We start from the raw sequence: 19377 nt of genomic DNA on the forward strand, positions 1-19377 counted from the left end.
ATGCCGCCCGAGCGCTGCTGGCCGCGCGTCATGCTGCCGATGAGGACGTGCCGTTCACCCTCTGACGGGGATTATGGCCGCCGGCACCGCCAACCCCGGCACCCCCACATCGATCCGCAGCAGCGCCCCGACGGTCGTGACATAGATAGCGGTTCCGGCAAAAGCCAGGGATGACACGAAGCGTCCCGGGAGTTCGACAACTTCGCGCAGAGCGCCCACGGCATCGAATCGTGCTATGCCGCCACCACTTCCAAGCGCAACCCATACGCCGCCCTCCGCATCGACGGCCAGGCCGTCACATTCGCCGCGGGGCGCGGCGGCGAATACCGACGAGCCGCGCGGGCCGACCGCGCGCACCCGCGCCGCGGCGTACTCGGCGACATAGAGTGTCTCGCCATCCGGCGCGAATCCAACACCGTTCGGCCATAACAGATCGTCCAGCACAACCTGAGTCGCGCCATCGGGCGCGATGCGCACCAATTCGGTGGGTCCGGCGGTCTGGCCCGCCTGTGGCTGATGACGCAGAACCCCGACGATCACCGAACCATCCGGCCCGACGGTCAGATCGTTGATGCCGGTGGCACCTACGGGAGCCAGCACCGTGCGGAGACCCGACGCATCCGCATACGCCAGATCGCGCCCGCTGACCAGGATTCCGCCGATGGCGTGCAACGCGATACCGCCGATCCCGCGCCGCCAGTCGACCACGATTGATACTGCGTCGCCGGACCAGCGGTAAACACCGCCCACCGAGGTGTTCGCCACCAGCACCGATCCGTCCGGCAGCGGCCGAGGCGCTTCGAGCAAACCGTCGGCCTCCCACAGGGTCTGCACTACGTGGGTCATGGCATCGCCTCGGCCCGGCGGTTGTCCGCCCCGAAACCTCGCGCGCGGGCCATCAACCGCCCGCAGTCATCACCAAAGCGCGCATTCGGTAGCGGTTCGACGCCGCGTGAGCGGCAACGCGTTACGGTCGTCATTCCACCCCTCGGTGTCGAGCCCACGACGGCCCCCGGGGTATCGGGCATTCACAGAATATGCACAGTTGCCGCGCGCCGTCACGGCCGTCATGCTGAACGGCGCATGCCGCGTCGACGGATGGGACCTCAGCCTTGACCTACCCCGCAAACACCACTGGCCTGTTGGTCATCGACCCGTACAACGACTTCATCTCGCCCGGCGGGAAAGTCTGGGAACGGCTGCAGGGGGTATTGGAGGCCAACGACTGTGTCGCCCATATGAAACAGATGCTCGACGCCGCGCACGCGGCGCAGGTGCGAGTGTTCTATGCGTTGCATCGCCGGTACCGCCCCGGCGATTACGAGTCATGGCAGTACGTCGCGCCCGTTCAGCGAGCCGCGTGGTCGCGCCGCACGTTCGAATACGGCACCTGGGGCGGCGAATTGCGCCCGGGCTTCGAGCCTCAGCCCGGTGACATCGTCGCCGACGAACACTGGTGTTCCAGTGGTTTCGCGAACACAGATCTGGACCTTCAATTGAAGAGGCACGGCATCCACCGGCTCATCGCCATCGGGCTCATCGCCCATACCTGCCTGGAGGCAACCGTCCGATTCGCCGCGGAGCTCGGCTACGACGTCACCGTGGTCAAGGACGCGACCGCAAGCTACTCGGACGTGGAAATGCACGCCGCGCTCGAGGTGAACCTGCCGAACTACGCCAGCGCGATCCTGACCGCCGCCGAGGTGACCGCGGCATTGAAGGCGTGAACCGTCACTTCTTCCGGTCCGTATCCCGGCTCGGCTGAACCCTTTTCGGCTCCCCCGGCATTTTGGGATAGTTCGGCGGATAAGGCATGTCGCCGAGGCCGCGCTCCTCGTCGGCCTCGACCAGCTCCAGCAGCGGAGCGATCGACTGGGCGAGCCCGTCCATGTCGACCCAGGGGTCGTCGCGCCCGGCAACCAGATCGGGCACGGTGGCCATGGTGTAGTCGTCCGGATCGGCTTGGGCCAACTCGCCCCAACTCAGCGGGGTAGAGACGGTCGCAATCGGGGTGCGGCGCACCGAGTACGGCGACGCCATGGTGCGGTCCCGGGCGTTCTGGTTGAAGTCGATGAAAATGCGCTTGCCGCGCTCTTCCTTCCACCAGGACGTGGTCACCGCATCCGGTGCCCGTCGCTCGATCTCCCGCGCCAGTGCGATGCCGGCCCGGCGCACCTGCACGAAATCCCAATCGGTGGCGATCCGCAGGAAAACGTGGATGCCACGACCCCCGGATGTTTTGGCGTAACCCACCAGACCGAGTTCGTCGAGCAGTGGCCGCAGTACGTCGACGGCGACGGCTCGGGCTTCGGCGAAGCCGGTGCCCGGTTGCGGATCCAAATCGATGCGCAGTTCGTCGGGGTGGTCGGTGTCGGGGCAGCGCACCTGCCAGGGGTGCAGCGTGATGGTGCCCATCTGCGCAGCCCACACGATGGCCGCCGGGTGGGTCACCTTCAGCGCATCGGCGGTACGTCCGGACGGGAAGGTGATCCGGCAGGTCTCCAGGTAGTCGGGATGGTGCTGCGGAACCCGCTTCTGGTAGATCTCCTCGCCGTCGATGCCGTCGGGGAATCGCTGCAGATGCGTCGGCCGGTCACGCAGGGTGGTGAGCATAGGACCGCTCGAGACGGCCCGGTAGTAGTCCACCAGCCGGCCCTTGGTGCCCTGCTTCCCCAGCTTGGGGAAGTACACCTTGTCCCGGTTGGTCAGCCGGACGGCGATCCCATCGACGTCGAGTTCTTCTGCTGCGGCAGCCATAGCTGGACTCCAGCATGCCGCACGCAACAATGAACCAATGGACTTACCCGTCATGCCGCCCGTGTCGCCGATGCTGGCCAAGTCGGTCAAGACGATTCCGGCGGACGCGTCGTACGAGCCCAAGTGGGACGGCTTTCGCTCCATCTGCTTCCGGGACGGCGACGAAGTCGAGTTGGGCAGCCGCAACGAGCGGCCCATGACCCGCTATTTCCCCGAGTTGATCGAAGCCGTCAAGGCCGAACTACCGCAACGCTGTGTCGTCGATGGCGAGATCGTGATCGCCACCGATCACGGGCTGGATTTCGAGGCGCTGCAGCAGCGGATTCATCCGGCGGACTCCCGGGTACGGATGCTCGCCAAGACGACGCCTGCTTCGTTTATCGCGTTCGACCTCCTGGCCCTCGGCGACGACGACTACACCCGGCGTCCGTTCAGCGAGCGCCGCGCGGCGCTCGTCGATGCGCTGGCCGATTCGGGGCCCTCCGTCCACGTCACCCCGGCCACCACCGACCGTGCAGTCGCCGAGCAATGGTTCAGCGACTTCGAGGGGGCCGGCCTGGACGGCGTCGTGGCCAAACCGCTGACCGTCACCTACCAGCCGGACAAGCGCGTCATGTACAAGATCAAGCACGAGCGGACGGCGGACTGCGTGGTCGCCGGATACCGGGTGCACAAGTCGGGCGGCGACACGATCGGTTCACTGTTGCTCGGTCTCTACCAACACGACGGCCAGCTGGCGTCGGTCGGCGTGATCGGCGCCTTCCCGATGGCCGAGCGCAGGCGGCTGTTCGCCGAGCTGCAGCCGCTGGTCACCACTTTCGACGACCATCCGTGGAACTGGGCCGCCCACGAGGCGGGCGAACGCACCCCGCGCAAGAACGAGTTCTCCCGCTGGAACGCCGGCAAGGATCTGTCGTTCGTGCCGCTGCGGCCCGAGCGGGTGGTCGAGGTGCGCTACGACCACATGGAGGGCGCGCGCTTTCGGCACACCGCTCAATTCAACCGGTGGCGACCGGACCGCGATCCCCGCTCGTGTACCTACGAACAACTAGAGCAGCCGGTCACCTTCAAGCTGGGCGACATCGTCCCAGGGCTCGGTTAGACGATTCGTCCCGGTTAGGCGGGGGTAAATGAGGGCATGGGGCCCATCCCGGCGGAGCTCGAGTCGCGGGTGACGATGGCTGTGCTCGACGAGTTGGCCCGGTGGGGTGTCGAGCGGTTCAGCGTGGAGGCTCTTGCGGAACGCCACGGCCTGGACGTCGCAACGATCTACGACCATTGGGGCGATCGGCAGCGGCTCATCGTCGACATCGCACTGCGGGATATCGAAAATTTGCGCTGGTTGGCTGATACCGGGACGCTGCGCGCAGACCTGCTGGCGTTGGCGCGCGGCGTCGCCGCCATCATCAACACCGAGGTTGGCCGCACCTTCCTGCGGGCGCTGGTGATGGATGCTCGTGGTCATCACGACAGCGACACGCGAATGATGTACTGGCAAAACCGTTTCACGATCGTTCGGTCGGTCTTCGATCGCGCGCGGGAGCGCGGCGAACTGCGTGACAACGTCAGTACCCTGGCCGCGGTACAAATCCTGCTGGCACCGTTGAACATTCGCGGCCTGTACTCAGACGGCCCAATCGACGACCGATACTGTGTTGACGTTGCCGATCTGACCTGGCATGCCGTCGCACGCCGGTAATGGCGGCTGCCCTCGGTTTGCTCGCCTTAAAATGTCGGGATGCTGAACGTGTCCGCCTTATTCGTCGCGCGTAGCGCCACTTTCGACGAGCAGGGCGCCATCAACGCTTCGTGCATACCCATGGCTTGGTTCGAAGTCGACCAGATGCCGTTTTGGGCGGAGCTTCCAGTTGTTCTGGTAGTGCACGCGCCGGCCGGTGGAGACTATGACCCGGAGTTGCACGTGGTGTGCAAGGACCCCACCGGGTCGCCGCGCGGATCACTGCGCGCCGCCTGGCATTGGCCGGACGAAGAGAACCGTGCCTCGAAATTCCGGTGCTTCACCCAAGAACTGTCGTTCCCGGTAGCGTCCCCCGGTGAGTACACGATCGGGGCGTATTACGACGCCGACGGGAAAATCGAACTTGCAACGCCGGTTCCAGTTTCAATCTTGTTGTCGCAACCGGGTCCGGCCGAAACGGCCGCCTGAAACCATTAGGCTGTGCCGATGCACTTAGCCGCATTGCTGGTGGCGGGAGCCGCCAAAATCGACGACTCCGCAATCGACGCCAGCCGCCTTCCAATCACCAGCTACGAGGTCAATCAGACCCCGTGGTGGATGACGATTCCGCTGGTCCTGGTGGTACACGCACCGGCGGGCGGGGAATACGACGCCGAGATTTTCATCGTCTGCAAGGATCCCGCCGGCACGATTCGCGGCACCGTCCGCTCTGCCTGGCAATGGCCGGACGAGGAAAGCAAGCCATCCAAATACCGCTGCTTCACTCCGCAACTTTCGTTCGCGGTCGAGACCACCGGTGAATACACGATCGGGGTCTACCGTGACGCGGAGGGCATCAAGTCGGTGGGCACCCCGATACCTCTTTTCGTCGGCCTCGCAGGCGGGCGTCAGCGACGCACCAATAACAACTAGACGGAAACCGTCAGCGCCGACAACCCCCGCAGGGTGACGTTCGCCTTGTAGCGCGGATCGCCCGCCAACCGCGCGTCCGGGAAACGTGCCGTCACCGCCGACAAGGCCACACTGGCCTCCAAGCGCGCCAGCGGTGCACCCAGGCAGTAGTGCGCACCGCGACCGAAACCCAAATGCCGCAACGTCGGTCGGTCCGGGTCGAAAGCGTCGGGCCGGTCGTACTCGGCGGGATCCCGGTGTGCGGCCGCCAGCAGCAACATCAGCACGTCGCCCCTGGCCACCTCGACGCCGCCAATCGTCATGGGATCGAGGGCAATTCGGCTGAGCTGTTGCACCGGCGGGTCATAGCGCAGCGTCTCCTCGACGACCGCTGCCGCGCGGGTGGGGTCGGCGGCCAGTGCCGTCCACTGCCGGCCGTCTCGCAGCATCGCGAGGATGGCGTTGCCGATCAGGTTCACCGTCGTCTCGTGTCCGGCCACCAGCAGCAGCACGCACGTGGACACGATCTCCTCTTCGGTCAACTGATCACCCGACTCGTTGACCGCGACCAGTGCCGAGAGCAGGTCATCGCCGGGCCGCGACCGGCGCTGCGCGATCAACCCGTGCAGATAATCACGCAAGCCGGCGCCGGCACCCAACGACTCGTTGAGCTCGTCGGACTGCTCGTCGGTGAAAAACGGGTCCAGCGACTTGGCCAGCACCGCCGAAGCGCGACTGAACTGCGGCTCGTCCTCGAGCGGCACCCCGAGTAGCCGGCAGATCACCGCGACCGGCAGCGGATACGCAAAGTCGGCGACCACGTCGAAACTGCCCTGCTCGGCGATGCGGTCGAGTAGTCCGTCGACCAGTGCGCTGATCTCGGGCTGCAGCGCATTGACCACCTTGGGGGCGAAGGCCTTGCTGACCAGCTTGCGCAACCTGGTGTGGTCCGGCGGGTCGAGGAACAGGAAGCTCGGCGGCGTGCCCTTCCGCAGCGACGGATCGGCCTCGAGCATCTGCTGCGCCGCTGTCGACTTCAGGTGGTCGCTGCTCGATGACGGGTGGCGCAGCACCTCGTCGCAATCCCGGTACGACGAGAAGAGCACGAAATCGCTGCCCGGCAGCACCACCGGGCCATTGCCGCGCAACTCGGCACACACCGGGTACGGGTCCGCCCGATTCACCGGGTCCAGCAGTTGCAGCAGCAACGTCTGCGGATCAGCTCGCTCGGTGGGCGCCGTGGTCATGGTGCCCATTGTGCCTGCGCTTTGTTCACGGCCCTTCGGTTAGCCCGGCCAGGTCCGGGTGCGCCATCAGTCGGTCGAGAAACACCCGCTGCCCCTTCAGGAGTTTCGCGCGCGCACTCGCCACCGGAAACCATTCGACGCGGTCGATCTCGGGAAACTCCCGGAGCCTGCCCGAGCCGCGCGGCCATTCCATCTCGAAGGTGTTGCTGTGCGCGTCGGTGATGTCGAGATCACTACGAACCGCGAAGGCGGTCACCACCTTGCCGCTGGGTTGCCGCACCGCTCCGAGGTCGATCCGGGGGCCGGACGGCACCGCCAGTCCGAGCTCTTCGACGAACTCGCGCTGCGCGGTTGCCCACGGATCGTCCCCGTCGGAGTACTCACCTTTCGGGATCGACCAGGCGCCGATGTCCTTGCGCGCCCAGAACGGTCCGCCCGGGTGCGCGATCAGTACGTCGACAATGTCGGCGCGCGTCCGATACAACAACAGCCCCGCACTGAGCTTGGGCATGCTTCAGACCCCGACGGCCTGCTCCAGGTCCTTGAGCGAGGCCTCCAGATGCGCGAGCAACCGCTGCAGGTGCGGCACACTACGACGGCAGCCGACCAGTCCGAAATCAAGGTTGCCGGCGTTGTTGACCAGCGTGATGTTCAGCGCCTGGCCGTCCGGGATGTTCGACAGCGGGTAACTGCCATCGAGGCGGGCACCGCCGTAGTACAGCGGGTCCGACACACCGGGCACATTCGAGATGACGATGTTGAATGGCGGCGGCACCGCGGACAGAAAGCCCGGGACACCGGCCAGCGTCAGCGGCGCCATGTTCAGCGCCGACAACGCCAGCACCTGATACGACGGCAGCTCCGCCAGCACCTTCTTGTTTCTGCGCATGGACTCGCCGATGATCTCGATCCGCTTCGCGGGGTCCTCGACATCGGTGGCCAGGTTGCACAGAATGCTGCCCACCTTGTTGCCGCCGCTGTCGGCGTCGGCCTCCGAGCGCAGGCTCACCGGAACCATCGCGACCAACGGGGTGTCCGGTAGCGCGTCCTGCTCGAGCAGGTAGTACCGCAGCGCACCCGAGCACATCGCCAGCACGGCGTCGTTAACCGTCACTCCGGCGGCCTGCTTGACGTTTTTGACCCGGTCCAGCGACCAGGACTGCGCGGCGCATCGCCGAGCGCCGCCGACCTTCACGTTCAGCATGGTGTGCGGCGCGGCAAACGGCAGCGTCAGCTGCTGTTCCAGCAGTGCGGCGCGGGCGAGCTTCAAGGTCGATGGGGCCACTCCCGCCACGGATCCGGCCGCCGCGAGCAACGAGTTCAGTGGGTTGCGGGCGGGTTTGGCGGCAGGCGGCCGCGCCGGCTTGGGCAGGTTCCACATCGCCTTGACGTGGGTGTCGTCGGGGTCGGTGGACATCGTGCGTTGCATCAGCTTCACGGCCGAAACACCATCGATCAGCGCATGGTGCATCTTGGTGTACATCGCAAAGCGGCCATCTTTGAGTCCCTCGACCACGTGCAACTCCCACAGTGGGCGGTGGCGGTCCAGCAGGCTGGTGTGTAGCCGCGAGGTGAGTTCCAGAAGGTCGCGCACGCGGCCCGGCGAAGGCAATGCCGACCGCCGGACGTGGTAGTCCATGTCGACTTCGTCGTCATAAGCCCATGCCAGCTGCGAAATTCCGCCGCCGATTGTCGCGGGGTGTTTGCGGAAGGTCGGCTGAAACTCGTCGTTGGCGATCAGGGCATCGTGAAATTCCCGGACGAATTCGGGGCCGGCACCATCCGGCGGCGCAAACAACGACAACCCACCGACGTGCAAGGGATGCTCACGCGATTCGGTGAACAGAAACATCGAGTCGGTGGGCATCATCAATTCCATGCACACATTAAAGCGTGTCGAACAATGCTGGTGAATGGTCTTTGACGAGTGATTAACCGACGGCGACGACGCCGGAGCTGGAAATGGTGAAGCCCCGCCCGTTTTTCACCGTGCAGGTGACCCCGTTCGTTTCGGACAGGCACGTGAAGGGCCCGATGCCGGCGCTCTGGCCGTAGGGCAGGGTCGCAGTTCCCTGGCCGGCATTGCCGAGGCAGTTCTGGCCCACGCAGGTTTCAAACGACCCGTTGCTCGACATGTGCACCGATTGCGCCGGTTCGACGGTCTGGCAATAGGTTTCGTCGGGTATGCCACTACCGCGTTGATAGTTGATCTCGCAGCCGAGATTGTGCGACGGGGCATAGAACGAACACGATGTCGAGCTGCACACCGGGTTGTCGGCCGCCGCCACCGGCATACCGATCCCGGCGGCGAACCCGACCAAGCCCAACACCGTGGCAAACGACCGCAACACCATTCTCGGAACGTATCAGAGCATCCTCGTGAGGTCGCCGGTGTTTATCAAATGCGCTGTCCCGCTTCCTTATCGCGTCATCGGTGGGCCGGCGCCGGATGACGACTGTTGACAGTGACTGTCAACGCGGCATAACGTGCCGCTGGTCACCGTCCACCGGGAGGTCGCCGTGCCGAGCCAATCCAAGTTCCGTGTCATCCAGTGGGCGACCGGAGGCGTCGGAAAGGCCGCCATCGAGTGCGTGCGCAACCATCCGGAACTGGAATTGGTCGGATGCTGGGTGCACAGCGCCGACAAGAACGGCGCCGACGTGGGACACATCATTGGCACCGCCGAGTTGGGTGTCACCGCCACCACCAGCATCGACGACATCCTGGCCACCGATGCCGACTGCGTCATGTACAGCCCGCTCATTCCCAACGACGACGAGGTCATTGCGATTCTGCGTTCGGGCAAGAACGTGGTCACCCCGGTCGGCTGGGTGTATCCGGACCTGAGCAATCCCCGCGTGCGGGCGATCGCAGACGCTGCCGTGGCCGGGGGCGTGACGTTGCACGGGTCGGGCATCCACCCAGGCGGCATCACCGAGCGATTCCCGCTGATGCTGTCGTCGCTGTCCTCGGCGGTCACCCATGTCCGCGCCGAGGAGTTCTCCGACATCCGCACCTACAACGCCCCCGACGTGGTGCGCCACATCATGGGCTTCGGCGGCACGCCCGAGGAAGCGACGCAGGGACCGATGGCCGAGCTGCTCGAAGCCGGCTTCAAGCAGTCGGTGCGAATGATCGCCGACACCATGGGTTTCCGCATCGATCCCAACATCAGGACGATTCAGGACATCGCCGTCGCGACCGGTGACATCGACTACGACGCCGTTCCGATCACCAGGGGAACGGTGGCCGCCCGCCGGTTCCGCTGGCAGGCGCTCTCCGACGGCAAGCCGGTCATCACCGCCGCGGTGAATTGGCTGATGGGCGAGGAGAACCTGGAGCCGGCGTGGAACTTCGGTGAACAGGGCGAGCGCTTCGAAGTCGAGATCACCGGCGATCCGGATGTGAGTATCACCTTGAAGGGGCTCCAGCCCCAGACGATTGCCGAAGGGCTGCAACGCAACCCGGGTGTCGTGGCCACCGCCAACCACTGCGTCAACGCCATCCCCTACGTCTGCCCCGCGGAACCAGGGATCAAGACCTACCTCGACCTTCCACTGATCGCCGGGCGCGCATGAGCGGTGTCCTGGACGAGGGTGGGCGCAGCACCTATGAAATGCACCGGGGGGTACCGCTGCAACTCGGACCGGCCCGATGAGCTACTCCCACCCCCAATCACTGGACGGCCATGTCGCGATCGTCACCGGCGCGGCCCAGGGCGTCGGCAAGGGAGTGGCAGCCGCACTCCTGGAGCGTGGCGCCGCCGTGCTCCTGGTCGACATCCAGGCCGAAAAGCTCAGTGCCACCGCTACCGAACTCCGTGCGACCGGACGCGTCGAGCAGATCGAGGCGGACCTGCGCGATCCGGACAGCGCCCCCCGCGTCGTGGCGTGCGCGGTCGAGGCGTTCGGCACGGTGCACGGCCTGGTCAACAACGCCATCGCCACCAATGAGCCGAAGGCCTTCGTCGACATCACCACAGACGACCTGGCGCTGGGCTACGAAGTCGGTCCGCGGGCCACCTTCCTGCTGATGCAGGCCGTGTATCCGCTGATGGCCGAGGCTGGCGGCGGTTCGATCGTGAACCTGGGCTCGGGAACCGGCACCGGCGGTGAACCGAAGTGGGGCGGTTACGCCGCCGCCAAAGAAGGCATCCGCGGCCTGTCGAAGGTGGCCGCCCTGGAATGGGGCCGCCACAACATCCGGGTCAACGTCATCTGCCCGTTCGCCGAATCCGACGGCGTCAAGTTCTGGAAAGAGTTCGCCCCCAACGACTACGCCAAGGCGGTCGCACGCGTCCCGATGAAGCGGATCGGCGACGTCCGCACCGATGTGGGCGCGCTGGTGGCGTTCCTGCTCGGCGGCGACGCGACTTTCATCACCGGACAGACCATTCACGTCGACGGCGGCATCGGCAGCTTCCGATGACCGAGTCATTACGCGATCGCCAGCGGGCGCAGATCCGCGCCGACATCAGGCGCGCGGCCTTCCGACTGTTCATCCAGCGCGGCTACGACGCCGTGACCACCGAGGAAATCGCCGCCGCCGCAGGGGTTTCCCCGCGCACGTTCTTCCGGCATGTGCCGGCGAAGGAGGACTTGCTGCTCAGTCCGGTGCGCCATGGTGGCGCCGCCGTCGTCAGCATGCTCGAACAGCGGCCCGCCACCGAGACCGCCGATGTCGCGTTGGTCAATGCCATCATCGGCCGGACCCGGTCGTTCGATCAGGCCGACTGCGAGGAATGGCGGGAAGCGCTGCTGGTGGCGCCCGAACTGCTGGCCAAGGTCACCATGTACACCCATGTCGACCGGGAACGGGCGACGAAACTGATCGCGGATCGGATGGGCGTCGATCCTGAAGTGGACCTGCGTCCCGCGCTGTTGGTCCAGCTCGGTTTCGCGGCGGGCGACTTCGCATTTCAGCAATGGGTTCGTGGAACTGGCAAACGTCACTCACTGGACCACTACGTCACCACGGCCCTGCAGGCGGTGCGCAGCGCCCACTGGCACTAGTCGCGCAGCGCCTCGGGATTGGCGATGCGTACCGGGGCTCCCTCCAGCCACGCCACGACGGCCTCAACAGTGTCCGCGTAGAAGGCGCTCAGCATCTCGCGGGTGACATAGCCGAGATGCGGCGACAGAGTCACGTTCGGCAGCCTCCGGAGGGGATGTCCAGCCGGAAGTGGTTCGGTGTCAAACACATCCAGTCCGGCACCGGCAATCCGTCCGGTACCCAACGCATGGATCAGGGCGGCCTCGTCGACAATGGGTCCCCGCGATGTGTTGATCAGGTACGCCGTCGGCTTCATCGCGGCCAGCTCCGGTTCGCCGATCAGCCCGCGGGTGCGCTCGGACAGCACCACATGGATGGACACCACGTCGGATTCGGCGAACAGTTCCGCCTTCTCCACACGTCGGGCGCCAACCTCCCGCGCCGCCTCATCGGTGAGATGCTGACTCCAGGCGATGACCTGCATGCCGAACACCGCGGCATACTCCGCCATGCGTTTGCCGACGCGCCCCAAACCGAGGAGTCCGAGCGTCTTTCCCGCCAGCGTCATTCCGGTGGTGGCCTGCCACTGACCGTCGCGCATCCGCAAATGCTCCTCGGCAAGATTGCGCACGGTCGCGATCAGCAGACCCCAGGCCAGTTCCGGTGTTGCGTCCCGTGCGGAGCGGAAGCGCGGATGGGCGAAGTCCGAGTGTGTGACCAGAATTCCGCACTCCGTGGCCGCGGCCATGTCCAGGTTGGGCAGGCTTCGGCCGACGATGGTGATCAGCTTGAGGTCGGGCAGCCGCTCGATCAGCGTGCGGGGGAAAGCCATCCGCTCGCGCATCGTGCAGACGACGTGGAACGGCCGCAGCACCGCTATGGCCTCGGCTTCGGACAGGTGCCGGTCGAAAACCGTTAGTTCAGAGCGGTTCTGCACGGGCGACCAGTCGGCAAGCTGTAATGCCACACCGGCGTAATCGTCGAGGATTGCGACCCGGGGCATTCGATCAACCTACCCGGGTCCAGGTGGCGCTCAGCCCAGAGCTTTGAGCAGTTCCTGCGCCAGCGGCCCGGCGGAGGCGGGGTTCTGCCCGGTGTAGAGGTTGCGGTCGACCGTCGTGAAGGGCTTCCACACTTCGCCGCGGACGAAGTCGATGCCCGCGTTGACCAACTCGTCCTCCACCGTCCAACGGGCTTTTTCGCGCAGGCCCACCCCGTCCTCTTCGTCATTGGTGAAGGCGGTCACCCGGTAGCCGGCGAAGGGTGTTGTGCCGTTGCGACGCGTAGCCAAAATCGCGGCGGGCGCATGGCAGACGATTGCCAGCGGCTTGCCCGACGCGAGCGCCGTGACGAGCAGACGCCCGGAGTCGGCGTCCCGCGACAGGTCTTCCATCGGGCCGTGGCCGCCCGGGTAGAAGACGGCGTCATAGTCGTCCAGCCGAACGCTGGCCAATTCGATTGGCCTGCGCAACTCCTCGGCCTCGCGCAGCGTCTCCTCCAGCTCAAGAGCGATCTCTTCGCTGCCGGCCATCGCGGGGCGCAGGCTCATGACGTCGACGTACGGCACCACACCGCCCGGCGTCGCGACCACAATCTCGTGTCCTGCCGCGACGAAAGCGCTGTACGGCGCGGCGAACTCTTCGGCCCAATAGCCGGTCGGGTGCCGGGTACCGTCTTTGAGTGTCCAGTAACTGGTACCCGAGACGACGAAGAGGATTTTGGCCATAACCGAACCTACGTCACGCCCCATCTCACAGCCACCGGACAACCGGCGCTCAGTCCGCAGCTAAGAACCGGGCGCAACCATGGATGATGACGACAATCAAGAAAACAGACACCCGGCGCCGCCGCCGGCGCACCCTTGCGGTCTTACTCGCCGGTTCGGCGACCGCCGTGACGCTGTCGCTATGCAGCGCTGGTCCGACGGCCCAGGTAGACGAGGCGGCGCCGGTGGTCGGCAACGGCGGCTTTGCCCTTGACGACCCGCAGCCGGATCCCAATGCGAACCCGCCGGACCCTGGTTGGAGCAGCCAATCGGACCCGGGGTGGAACGCCGATCCCGGCTGGGACTTCCAGCCCTCCCCCTAAACCGGTCCCGACGGCGGGCGCCCGTCAGTTGGCTGACCGGCGAGCCGCGGCCACTAGTCTTCCTAGGGTGCCCGCGATCCCTGCGCAGTATCTGCTGTCTGCTGACGCACCGAGCCCGCGCACGCTGATCGACATCATCAAAGACACGGCGGCGCGGTATCCCGATGCCGCCGCGATCGACGACGGTGAGGTGCAGCTGACCTACAGCGAACTCGTCGAGGACATGAACGACAGCGTCGCCTGGCTGGCGGCACGGGGTATCGGCCGCGGCGACCGGATCGGCATCAGGATGCCCTCGGGCAGCTACTCGCTGTACGTGGCGATCCTGGCGGTCCTAGCCGCCGGCGCGGCCTATGTGCCCGTCGACGCCGACGACCCGGACGAGCGTGCCGAATTGGTGTTCGGCGAGGCCAATGTCGTCGCGGTGATCAGCGCCGACGGCATCGAGCGCACCCAGGGTGCCTCACGCGGCTGGCGGGCAGGGGCACCGCTGGCCCGCGACGATGCGTGGATCATCTTCACCTCCGGGTCCACCGGCACACCGAAAGGCGTCGCGGTCACGCACCGCAGCGCCGCGGCGTTCGTCGACGCCGAAGCGCGAATGTTTCTGCAGGACAATCCCATTGGACCCGGCGATCGGGTGCTGGCCGGGTTGTCGGTGGCGTTCGACGCGTCGTGCGAGGAGATGTGGCTGGCCTGGCGGCACGGCGCCTGCCTGGTGCCCGCGCCGCGATCGCTGGTGCGCAGCGGAATGGATCTGGGGCCGTGGCTGGTCACCCGCGACGTCACCGTGGTCTCGACGGTGCCCTCGCTTGCCGCGCTGTGGCCCGCCGAGGCCCTGGAAGCGGTGCGGCTGTTGATCTTCGGCGGCGAGGCGTGCCCGCCCGAGCTCGCCGAACGGCTCACCCTGGGGGTGGAGGGCGGCCGCGAAGTATGGAACACCTACGGCCCCACCGAGGCCACCGTGGTGTCCTGCGCCGCCCGGCTGGACGGAACCGGGCCAGTCAGCATCGGCCTGCCGTTAGCGGGGTGGGACCTAGCTGTCGTCGACGGCAGCGGCGCGCCGGTGAGTTACGGCGAGACCGGCGAACTGGTCATCGGCGGTGTGGGACTGGCCCGCTACCTGGACGAGGAGAAGGACCGCGAGAAATACGGCCCGCTGCCGGCACTCGGTTGGACACGGGCGTATCGCAGCGGTGATCTGGTCCGGCTGGAACGTGACGGGCTGTATTTCTGCGGCCGCGCGGACGACCAGGTCAAGGTCGGTGGCCGCCGCATCGAGCTCGGCGAGGTGGACTCTGCGCTGGTGAACCTGAACGGCGTGAGTGGCGGTGCGGCCGCGGTCCGGCGCACCAGCACCGGAACGCCGGTACTGGTCGGCTATGTCGTCAGCGCGGATCCGTCGTTCGACATCACCAAGGCACGCGACGAACTGGCCGAGCGGCTACCGGCCGCGCTGGTGCCCCGGCTGGTGCGTATCGAGGAACTGCCCACCCGCACGTCGGGCAAGGTCGATCGGGATGCACTGCCCTGGCCGCCGCCCGGCAGTTCCGCCGACGAAGAAACACCGGACCTGGCCGGCACCGCGGGCCGGCTGGCCGGGTTGTGGCGAGATCTGCTGGGCGGCACGGTGCCTGGTCCGGAGGCCGATTTCTTCGCTCTGGGGGGTGGCTCACTGGCGGCGGCGCAACTGGTCGCGACCCTGCGCCAGCACTACCCACAGCTCACCGTCGCCGACCTGTACGACCACCCACGACTGGGCTCGCTGGCCGGCTTCCTCGACGAACTGGAGCCGCCGCCGCAGTTGCCCGAGCGCGTGGTGCGGCCGACGCCGCTGCGCACGCAGTTGATCCAGGGCCTGTTGATCCTGCCGTTGGCCACGTTGTCGGCGCTGCAGTGGGTTACCTGGCTGGCTTTGGGGAACAACATTGCCCGTGCTGTGCATGCGGTGCCGTGGACGGTCGCGGTGGATTGGTGGCTCGTCGCGGCGGCATTCGTCATGTTCGTCACGCCGCTGGGCCGGATGGGCATCGCGGTGCTCGGCGCGCGGATCCTGCTGTGGAACGTTCGGCCGGGCAGCTACCCGCGCGGTGGGTCCGTGCATCTGCGCGTTTGGTTCGCCGAGCGGCTGGCGGCGGCGAGCGGTGCCGAAAACCTGGCGGGCGCACCGTGGCTCGTCTATTACGCACGCGCCCTCGGCGCGGACATCGGAAAGGGCGTCGACCTGCATTCGGTGCCGCCGGTGACCGGGTTGTTGACCGTCGGGCACCGCAGCGCCATCGAACCCGAAGTCGACCTGTGTGGGCACTGGATCGACGGCGACTTGTTTCACCTTGGCACGATCACGATCGGCAACGACGCGACGATCGGAGCCCGCACCACACTGCTACCCGGCGCGGTGGTCGGCAAGAACGCCGACGTGGCACCCGGTTCCGGCGTCGTCGACAAGATCAAGAACGGCCAGTACTGGAAGGGTTCGCCGGCAGCCAAATCCGGGCGGGTCAAACATCCGTGGCCCGACGAGCGACCGGCTCCGAGATCGCAGTGGGTGGCGGTCTACGGGTTGACCTCGCTGTGTCTGGCCGCGTTGCCGCTGCTGGCCCTCGCGGCCGGGCTGGTCGTGATCTGGCTGGCGGTGCGCCACACCCGCAGCCTGGCACAGGCGGTGTTGCCGGCGTTGCTATGGACGCCCGCCGCGGCGGTGACCGCGCTGGCCGCGTACGCGGTGCTGACGCTGGTCGCGGTGCGCGCTTTGTCCCTCGGGTTGCGCGAGGGCTATCACCCGGTGCGCAGCCGCACGGGGTGGCAGCTGTGGACCACCGAGCGGCTGATGGATGCCGCCCGCAACTACCTGTTTCCGTTGTACGCCAGCCTTTTCACACCCGTCTGGTTACGCGTGCTCGGCGCCCGCGTGGGCCGCGGCACCGAGATCTCGACGGTTCTGCTGACCCCCAAATTCGCGGTGATCGAGGACGGCGCATTCCTGGCCGATGACACCATGGTCGCCTCCTATGAACTCGGCGGCGGCTGGATCTACGCTGCCGAGACCACCGTCGGGCGGCGCGCGTTCCTGGGCAACTCGGGCATCACCCAACCGGGACGCCGAGTGCCCGACGACGGCCTGGTTGCCGTGCTGTCGGCGACCCCGCCCAAGGCCAAACGCGGCTCGTCGTGGCTGGGCAGCCCACCGATGCGGTTGCGCCGCCGCCCCGCCGAGGCCGACGAAGAGACCACCTACCATCCGCCAACCCGGTTGAAGGTGATGCGCGCCGCGGTGGAGGTCTGTCGGGTGTTGCCGGTGTTGGTGACCGCCGCGATCGGGGTGGCGGTTCTAGGCGTATTGCAGGCGCTGGCAACGCGATTCGGGATCTGGTGGGCGGCGCTGGCCGGCGGGCTGGTGCTGTTATCGGCCGGCGTGGCCGCCGGTGTGGTGACCGTCGCCGCCAAATGGTTGCTGGTCGGGCGGATCAGGGCCGGCGAGCACCCGTTGTGGTCGTCGTTCGTGTGGCGCAACGAACTGGCCGACACCTTCGTCGAAACCGTTGCCGCGCCTTGGTTCGCGCGGGCGGCCAGCGGCACACCGGTGCTGAACCTGTGGCTACGGGGGTTGGGCGCGGCGATCGGCCGGGGCTCGTGGTGTGAGACCTACTGGCTGCCGGAGGCAGATCTGATCACCCTCGGCGCCGGCAGCACGGTGAACCGCGGCTGCGTGGTCCAGACGCATCTGTTCCATGATCGGATCATGCGCCTGGACAGCGTCGTGTTGGAGCCCGGCGCCACCCTCGGCCCGCACTGCGTCGCGCTGCCGGCGGCCAGGCTGGGAGCCGGGTCGTCCGTTGGACCCGCATCGCTGGTCGTCCGCGGCGATGAGGTACCCGGATCGACGCGCTGGCAAGGTAATCCGGTGCGGCCCTGGCAGCAGGCCCGCAAGAAGTCCGGCCGCAAGAAAGCGGCCAGTGCCGAGGAAACCGCCGCGTGAAATCGTCCAACGGCAAAGCCACTTCGCACGAGGTGGTCGATCCCTACCTTCCGCAGAACGGTAACTTCGGCTACACGGTGTCGCGTTATGAGCTGGACCTGGAATACCGGGTGGCGAGCAACCGGCTGTCGGGAACGGCGACCATCACCGCGGTCACCGTCACCGAGCTGGCGGATTTCACCCTCGATCTGTCCGGCGCGTTGTCGGTCTCGAAGGTGTCGGTGAACGGCAAGCGTGCTTCCCGCTTCAGTTGCCGTGGCGGCAAACTGCGCATCACACTGCCGGCCAAACTGTCTACCGGTGCCGCGATGTCGATCGTGGTGCGCTATGGCGGTAACCCCAAACCGCTCCGGACACTCTGGGGCGACGTGGGTTTCGAGGAACTGTCCGACGGTGCCCTGGTTGCCGGCCAGCCCAACGGAGCGGCGTCCTGGTTTCCCTGTGACGACCATCCCAGCGCCAAGGCCGCCTTCCGGATCCGGATCAGCACCGAGAGTGGCTACCAGGTGGTCGCGAACGGCAAGCTGATGTCGCGCCGGGCCCGGGCGTCGCAGACCGTCTGGATCTACGAGCAGCCGGAGCCGACATCCACCTACCTCATCACTCTGCAGATCGGCGTCTACGAGACCGCCCGGTTGGCCCGGACTCCGATCACGATGCGAGCCGCGTTGCCGGAACGTCTCAGAGCCGAATTCGAACACGACTTCGCCCGGCAACCCGACATGGTGAAACTGTTCATCGACCTGTTCGGACCCTATCCCCTGGCGGACGGCTACACCGTCGTGGTCACCGACGACGACCTGGACATTCCCCTTGAGGCACAGGGTATCTCGATCTTCGGGGCCAATCACTGCGACGGCACCCGGGACAGCGAACGGCTCATCGCCCACGAGTTGGCGCATCAGTGGTTCGGCAACTCGGTGACGGCGCGCCAGTGGCGCGAGATCTGGTTGCACGAGGGCTTCGCCTGCTACGCCGAATGGCTTTGGTCGGAGCACAGCGGCGGTCCGGATGCCGACGAGCTTGCGCACCGGTACCACCACGAGCTCGCGCAGCAGCCGCAGGACCTGCTGCTGACCGATCCGGGACCGCGCCGCATGTTCGACGACCGGGTGTACAAACGGGGCGCGCTGACCCTGCATGCCCTGCGCCGTCAGCTGGGTGACGAGAAATTCTTTGCGCTGCTGCGGGATTGGACCAAACGGCATCGGCACGCGACCGCCGTCACCGACGACTTCACCGGTCTGGCCGCCAACTACGCCGACGAGTCGCTGCGACCGTTATGGGAGGCTTGGCTGTTCTCGACGGACGTCCCCTGATCACAGGTTTGCGAGGTCGTCGGGTACGTCCACGGCGTGCTGCTGCAAGACCTCGAGCGGCACCACCTCGAGCGTGCGCTCATGGGTGGACGCCAGGACCACCGGAGCGGCGCACCCGTCATGATGAGCGCGCAACCAGTTCACCGCGGTGACACACCAGCGGTCACCCGGCAGCAAGCCGGGAAACCGGTACTCGGGCACCGGCGTGGACAGGTCGTTGCCGATGGACCGCTGGTGCTCGAGGAACTCCGTGGTGACGACCGCGCAGATGGTGTGCAAACCGCGGTCCTGGTCGCCGGTGGAACAGCAGCCATCCCGGTAGAAGCCGGTGACCGGCTCATTCCCGCAGGGTTCCAGCGAACCACCGAGCACGTTGCGATCAGGCAGGCGATCGGACATGCGCC

The 19377-nt window shown here is 66.6% G+C and carries 20 protein-coding genes; 11 read left to right on the plus strand and 9 right to left on the minus strand.

Annotation, left to right across the window (positions count from 1 at the left end; genetic code table 11):
- Positions 1 to 54 precede the first annotated feature (54 nt).
- Entirely contained in the window at positions 55 to 846 is a 792-nt protein-coding gene (locus A5645_RS26710) for an SMP-30/gluconolactonase/LRE family protein (RefSeq protein ID WP_081288080.1), read from the minus strand.
- 266 nt (positions 847 to 1112) lie between these two features.
- On the opposite strand from A5645_RS26710, the gene A5645_RS00335 reads away from it, so the two are divergent.
- Positions 1113 to 1727, plus strand: a complete 615-nt coding sequence (locus A5645_RS00335; protein WP_065128093.1) for a cysteine hydrolase family protein — start codon at positions 1113 to 1115, stop codon at positions 1725 to 1727.
- A gap of 4 nt (positions 1728 to 1731) precedes the next feature.
- Here the strand turns inward: A5645_RS00335 and ligD are convergent, their stop codons facing one another.
- Complete coding sequence (gene ligD / locus A5645_RS00340) at positions 1732 to 2757, minus strand: non-homologous end-joining DNA ligase (RefSeq protein ID WP_065128094.1); 1026 nt, start codon at positions 2755 to 2757, stop codon at positions 1732 to 1734.
- Between the two features lie 37 nt (positions 2758 to 2794).
- Between ligD and A5645_RS00345 the strand changes: the two genes are divergently transcribed.
- From A5645_RS00345 to A5645_RS00360, 4 genes are read left to right on the plus strand one after another with little or no spacing between them, the layout of a single operon-like run.
- The gene (locus A5645_RS00345) at positions 2795 to 3859 is read left to right on the plus strand and encodes an ATP-dependent DNA ligase (protein ID WP_065128095.1); all 1065 of its coding nucleotides are present in this window, start codon (positions 2795 to 2797) and stop codon (positions 3857 to 3859) included.
- 36 nt (positions 3860 to 3895) lie between these two features.
- A complete protein-coding gene (locus tag A5645_RS00350; RefSeq protein WP_065033971.1) occupies positions 3896 to 4456 on the plus strand; it encodes a TetR-like C-terminal domain-containing protein in 561 nt (186 codons plus the stop codon).
- A 39-nt stretch (positions 4457 to 4495) separates the two neighbouring features.
- The gene (locus A5645_RS00355; RefSeq protein ID WP_231122957.1) at positions 4496 to 4924 is read left to right on the plus strand and encodes a hypothetical protein; all 429 of its coding nucleotides are present in this window, start codon (positions 4496 to 4498) and stop codon (positions 4922 to 4924) included.
- Between the two features lie 18 nt (positions 4925 to 4942).
- Entirely contained in the window at positions 4943 to 5368 is a 426-nt protein-coding gene (locus tag A5645_RS00360) for a hypothetical protein (RefSeq protein ID WP_065033972.1), read from the plus strand.
- On the opposite strand, the gene A5645_RS00365 is transcribed toward A5645_RS00360, so the two are convergent.
- The 4 genes from A5645_RS00365 to A5645_RS00380 are packed head-to-tail and all read right to left on the minus strand — an operon-like array spanning position 5365 to position 8948.
- Positions 5365 to 6594 carry a cytochrome P450 gene (locus A5645_RS00365; RefSeq protein WP_065128154.1) on the minus strand — a complete coding sequence of 410 codons (1230 nt, stop codon included), beginning with the start codon at positions 6592 to 6594 and terminating at the stop codon, positions 5365 to 5367. The two genes, A5645_RS00360 and A5645_RS00365, sit on opposite strands and share 4 nt — an antisense overlap.
- 25 nt (positions 6595 to 6619) lie before the next feature.
- The gene (locus tag A5645_RS00370; protein ID WP_065128096.1) at positions 6620 to 7105 is read right to left on the minus strand and encodes an NUDIX hydrolase; all 486 of its coding nucleotides are present in this window, start codon (positions 7103 to 7105) and stop codon (positions 6620 to 6622) included.
- Between the two features lie 3 nt (positions 7106 to 7108).
- On the minus strand, positions 7109 to 8473 hold the full coding sequence (locus tag A5645_RS00375; protein WP_065128097.1) for a WS/DGAT/MGAT family O-acyltransferase: 1365 nt from the start codon (positions 8471 to 8473) through the stop codon (positions 7109 to 7111).
- Positions 8474 to 8525: 52 nt separating this feature from the next.
- Positions 8526 to 8948 carry a hypothetical protein gene (locus tag A5645_RS00380; protein WP_065128098.1) on the minus strand — a complete coding sequence of 141 codons (423 nt, stop codon included), beginning with the start codon at positions 8946 to 8948 and terminating at the stop codon, positions 8526 to 8528.
- A 166-nt stretch (positions 8949 to 9114) separates the two neighbouring features.
- Between A5645_RS00380 and A5645_RS00385 the strand changes: the two genes are divergently transcribed.
- From A5645_RS00385 to A5645_RS00395, 3 genes are all read left to right on the plus strand, one after another.
- On the plus strand, positions 9115 to 10173 hold the full coding sequence (locus A5645_RS00385; protein ID WP_065128155.1) for an NAD(P)H-dependent amine dehydrogenase family protein: 1059 nt from the start codon (positions 9115 to 9117) through the stop codon (positions 10171 to 10173).
- Positions 10174 to 10249: 76 nt separating this feature from the next.
- A complete protein-coding gene (locus A5645_RS00390) occupies positions 10250 to 11023 on the plus strand; it encodes an SDR family NAD(P)-dependent oxidoreductase (protein ID WP_065033976.1) in 774 nt (257 codons plus the stop codon).
- Positions 11020 to 11607 (plus strand): TetR/AcrR family transcriptional regulator, encoded by a 588-nt coding sequence (locus A5645_RS00395; protein ID WP_065128099.1) that lies wholly within the window; start codon positions 11020 to 11022, stop codon positions 11605 to 11607. Before A5645_RS00390 ends, A5645_RS00395 begins: the two co-directional genes overlap by 4 nt.
- Here the strand turns inward: A5645_RS00395 and A5645_RS00400 are convergent.
- Positions 11604 to 12590, minus strand: coding sequence for a D-2-hydroxyacid dehydrogenase family protein (locus A5645_RS00400; RefSeq protein WP_065128100.1), 987 nt, complete (start codon positions 12588 to 12590; stop codon positions 11604 to 11606). The two genes, A5645_RS00395 and A5645_RS00400, sit on opposite strands and share 4 nt — an antisense overlap.
- 30 nt (positions 12591 to 12620) lie before the next feature.
- Complete coding sequence (locus A5645_RS00405; protein ID WP_065128101.1) at positions 12621 to 13313, minus strand: type 1 glutamine amidotransferase domain-containing protein; 693 nt, start codon at positions 13311 to 13313, stop codon at positions 12621 to 12623.
- 86 nt (positions 13314 to 13399) lie between these two features.
- Here A5645_RS00405 and A5645_RS27990 point away from each other — a divergent pair, with 86 nt between their 5' ends.
- The 3 genes from A5645_RS27990 (at position 13400) to A5645_RS00420 (ending at position 18973) form a co-directional block, all read left to right on the plus strand.
- The gene (locus tag A5645_RS27990) at positions 13400 to 13675 is read left to right on the plus strand and encodes a hypothetical protein (RefSeq protein ID WP_172830431.1); all 276 of its coding nucleotides are present in this window, start codon (positions 13400 to 13402) and stop codon (positions 13673 to 13675) included.
- Positions 13676 to 13742: 67 nt separating this feature from the next.
- Positions 13743 to 17654 carry a Pls/PosA family non-ribosomal peptide synthetase gene (locus tag A5645_RS00415; RefSeq protein ID WP_065128103.1) on the plus strand — a complete coding sequence of 1304 codons (3912 nt, stop codon included), beginning with the start codon at positions 13743 to 13745 and terminating at the stop codon, positions 17652 to 17654.
- Positions 17651 to 18973 carry a M1 family metallopeptidase gene (locus A5645_RS00420; RefSeq protein ID WP_065128104.1) on the plus strand — a complete coding sequence of 441 codons (1323 nt, stop codon included), beginning with the start codon at positions 17651 to 17653 and terminating at the stop codon, positions 18971 to 18973. Before A5645_RS00415 ends, A5645_RS00420 begins: the two co-directional genes overlap by 4 nt.
- Here the strand turns inward: A5645_RS00420 and A5645_RS00425 are convergent, their stop codons facing one another.
- Entirely contained in the window at positions 18974 to 19360 is a 387-nt protein-coding gene (locus tag A5645_RS00425; RefSeq protein WP_065034040.1) for a DUF2237 family protein, read from the minus strand.
- Positions 19361 to 19377: the final 17 nt, after the last annotated feature.

It is taken from the genome of Mycobacterium asiaticum (assembly GCF_001673635.1).
Classification (GTDB): domain Bacteria; phylum Actinomycetota; class Actinomycetes; order Mycobacteriales; family Mycobacteriaceae; genus Mycobacterium; species Mycobacterium asiaticum_C.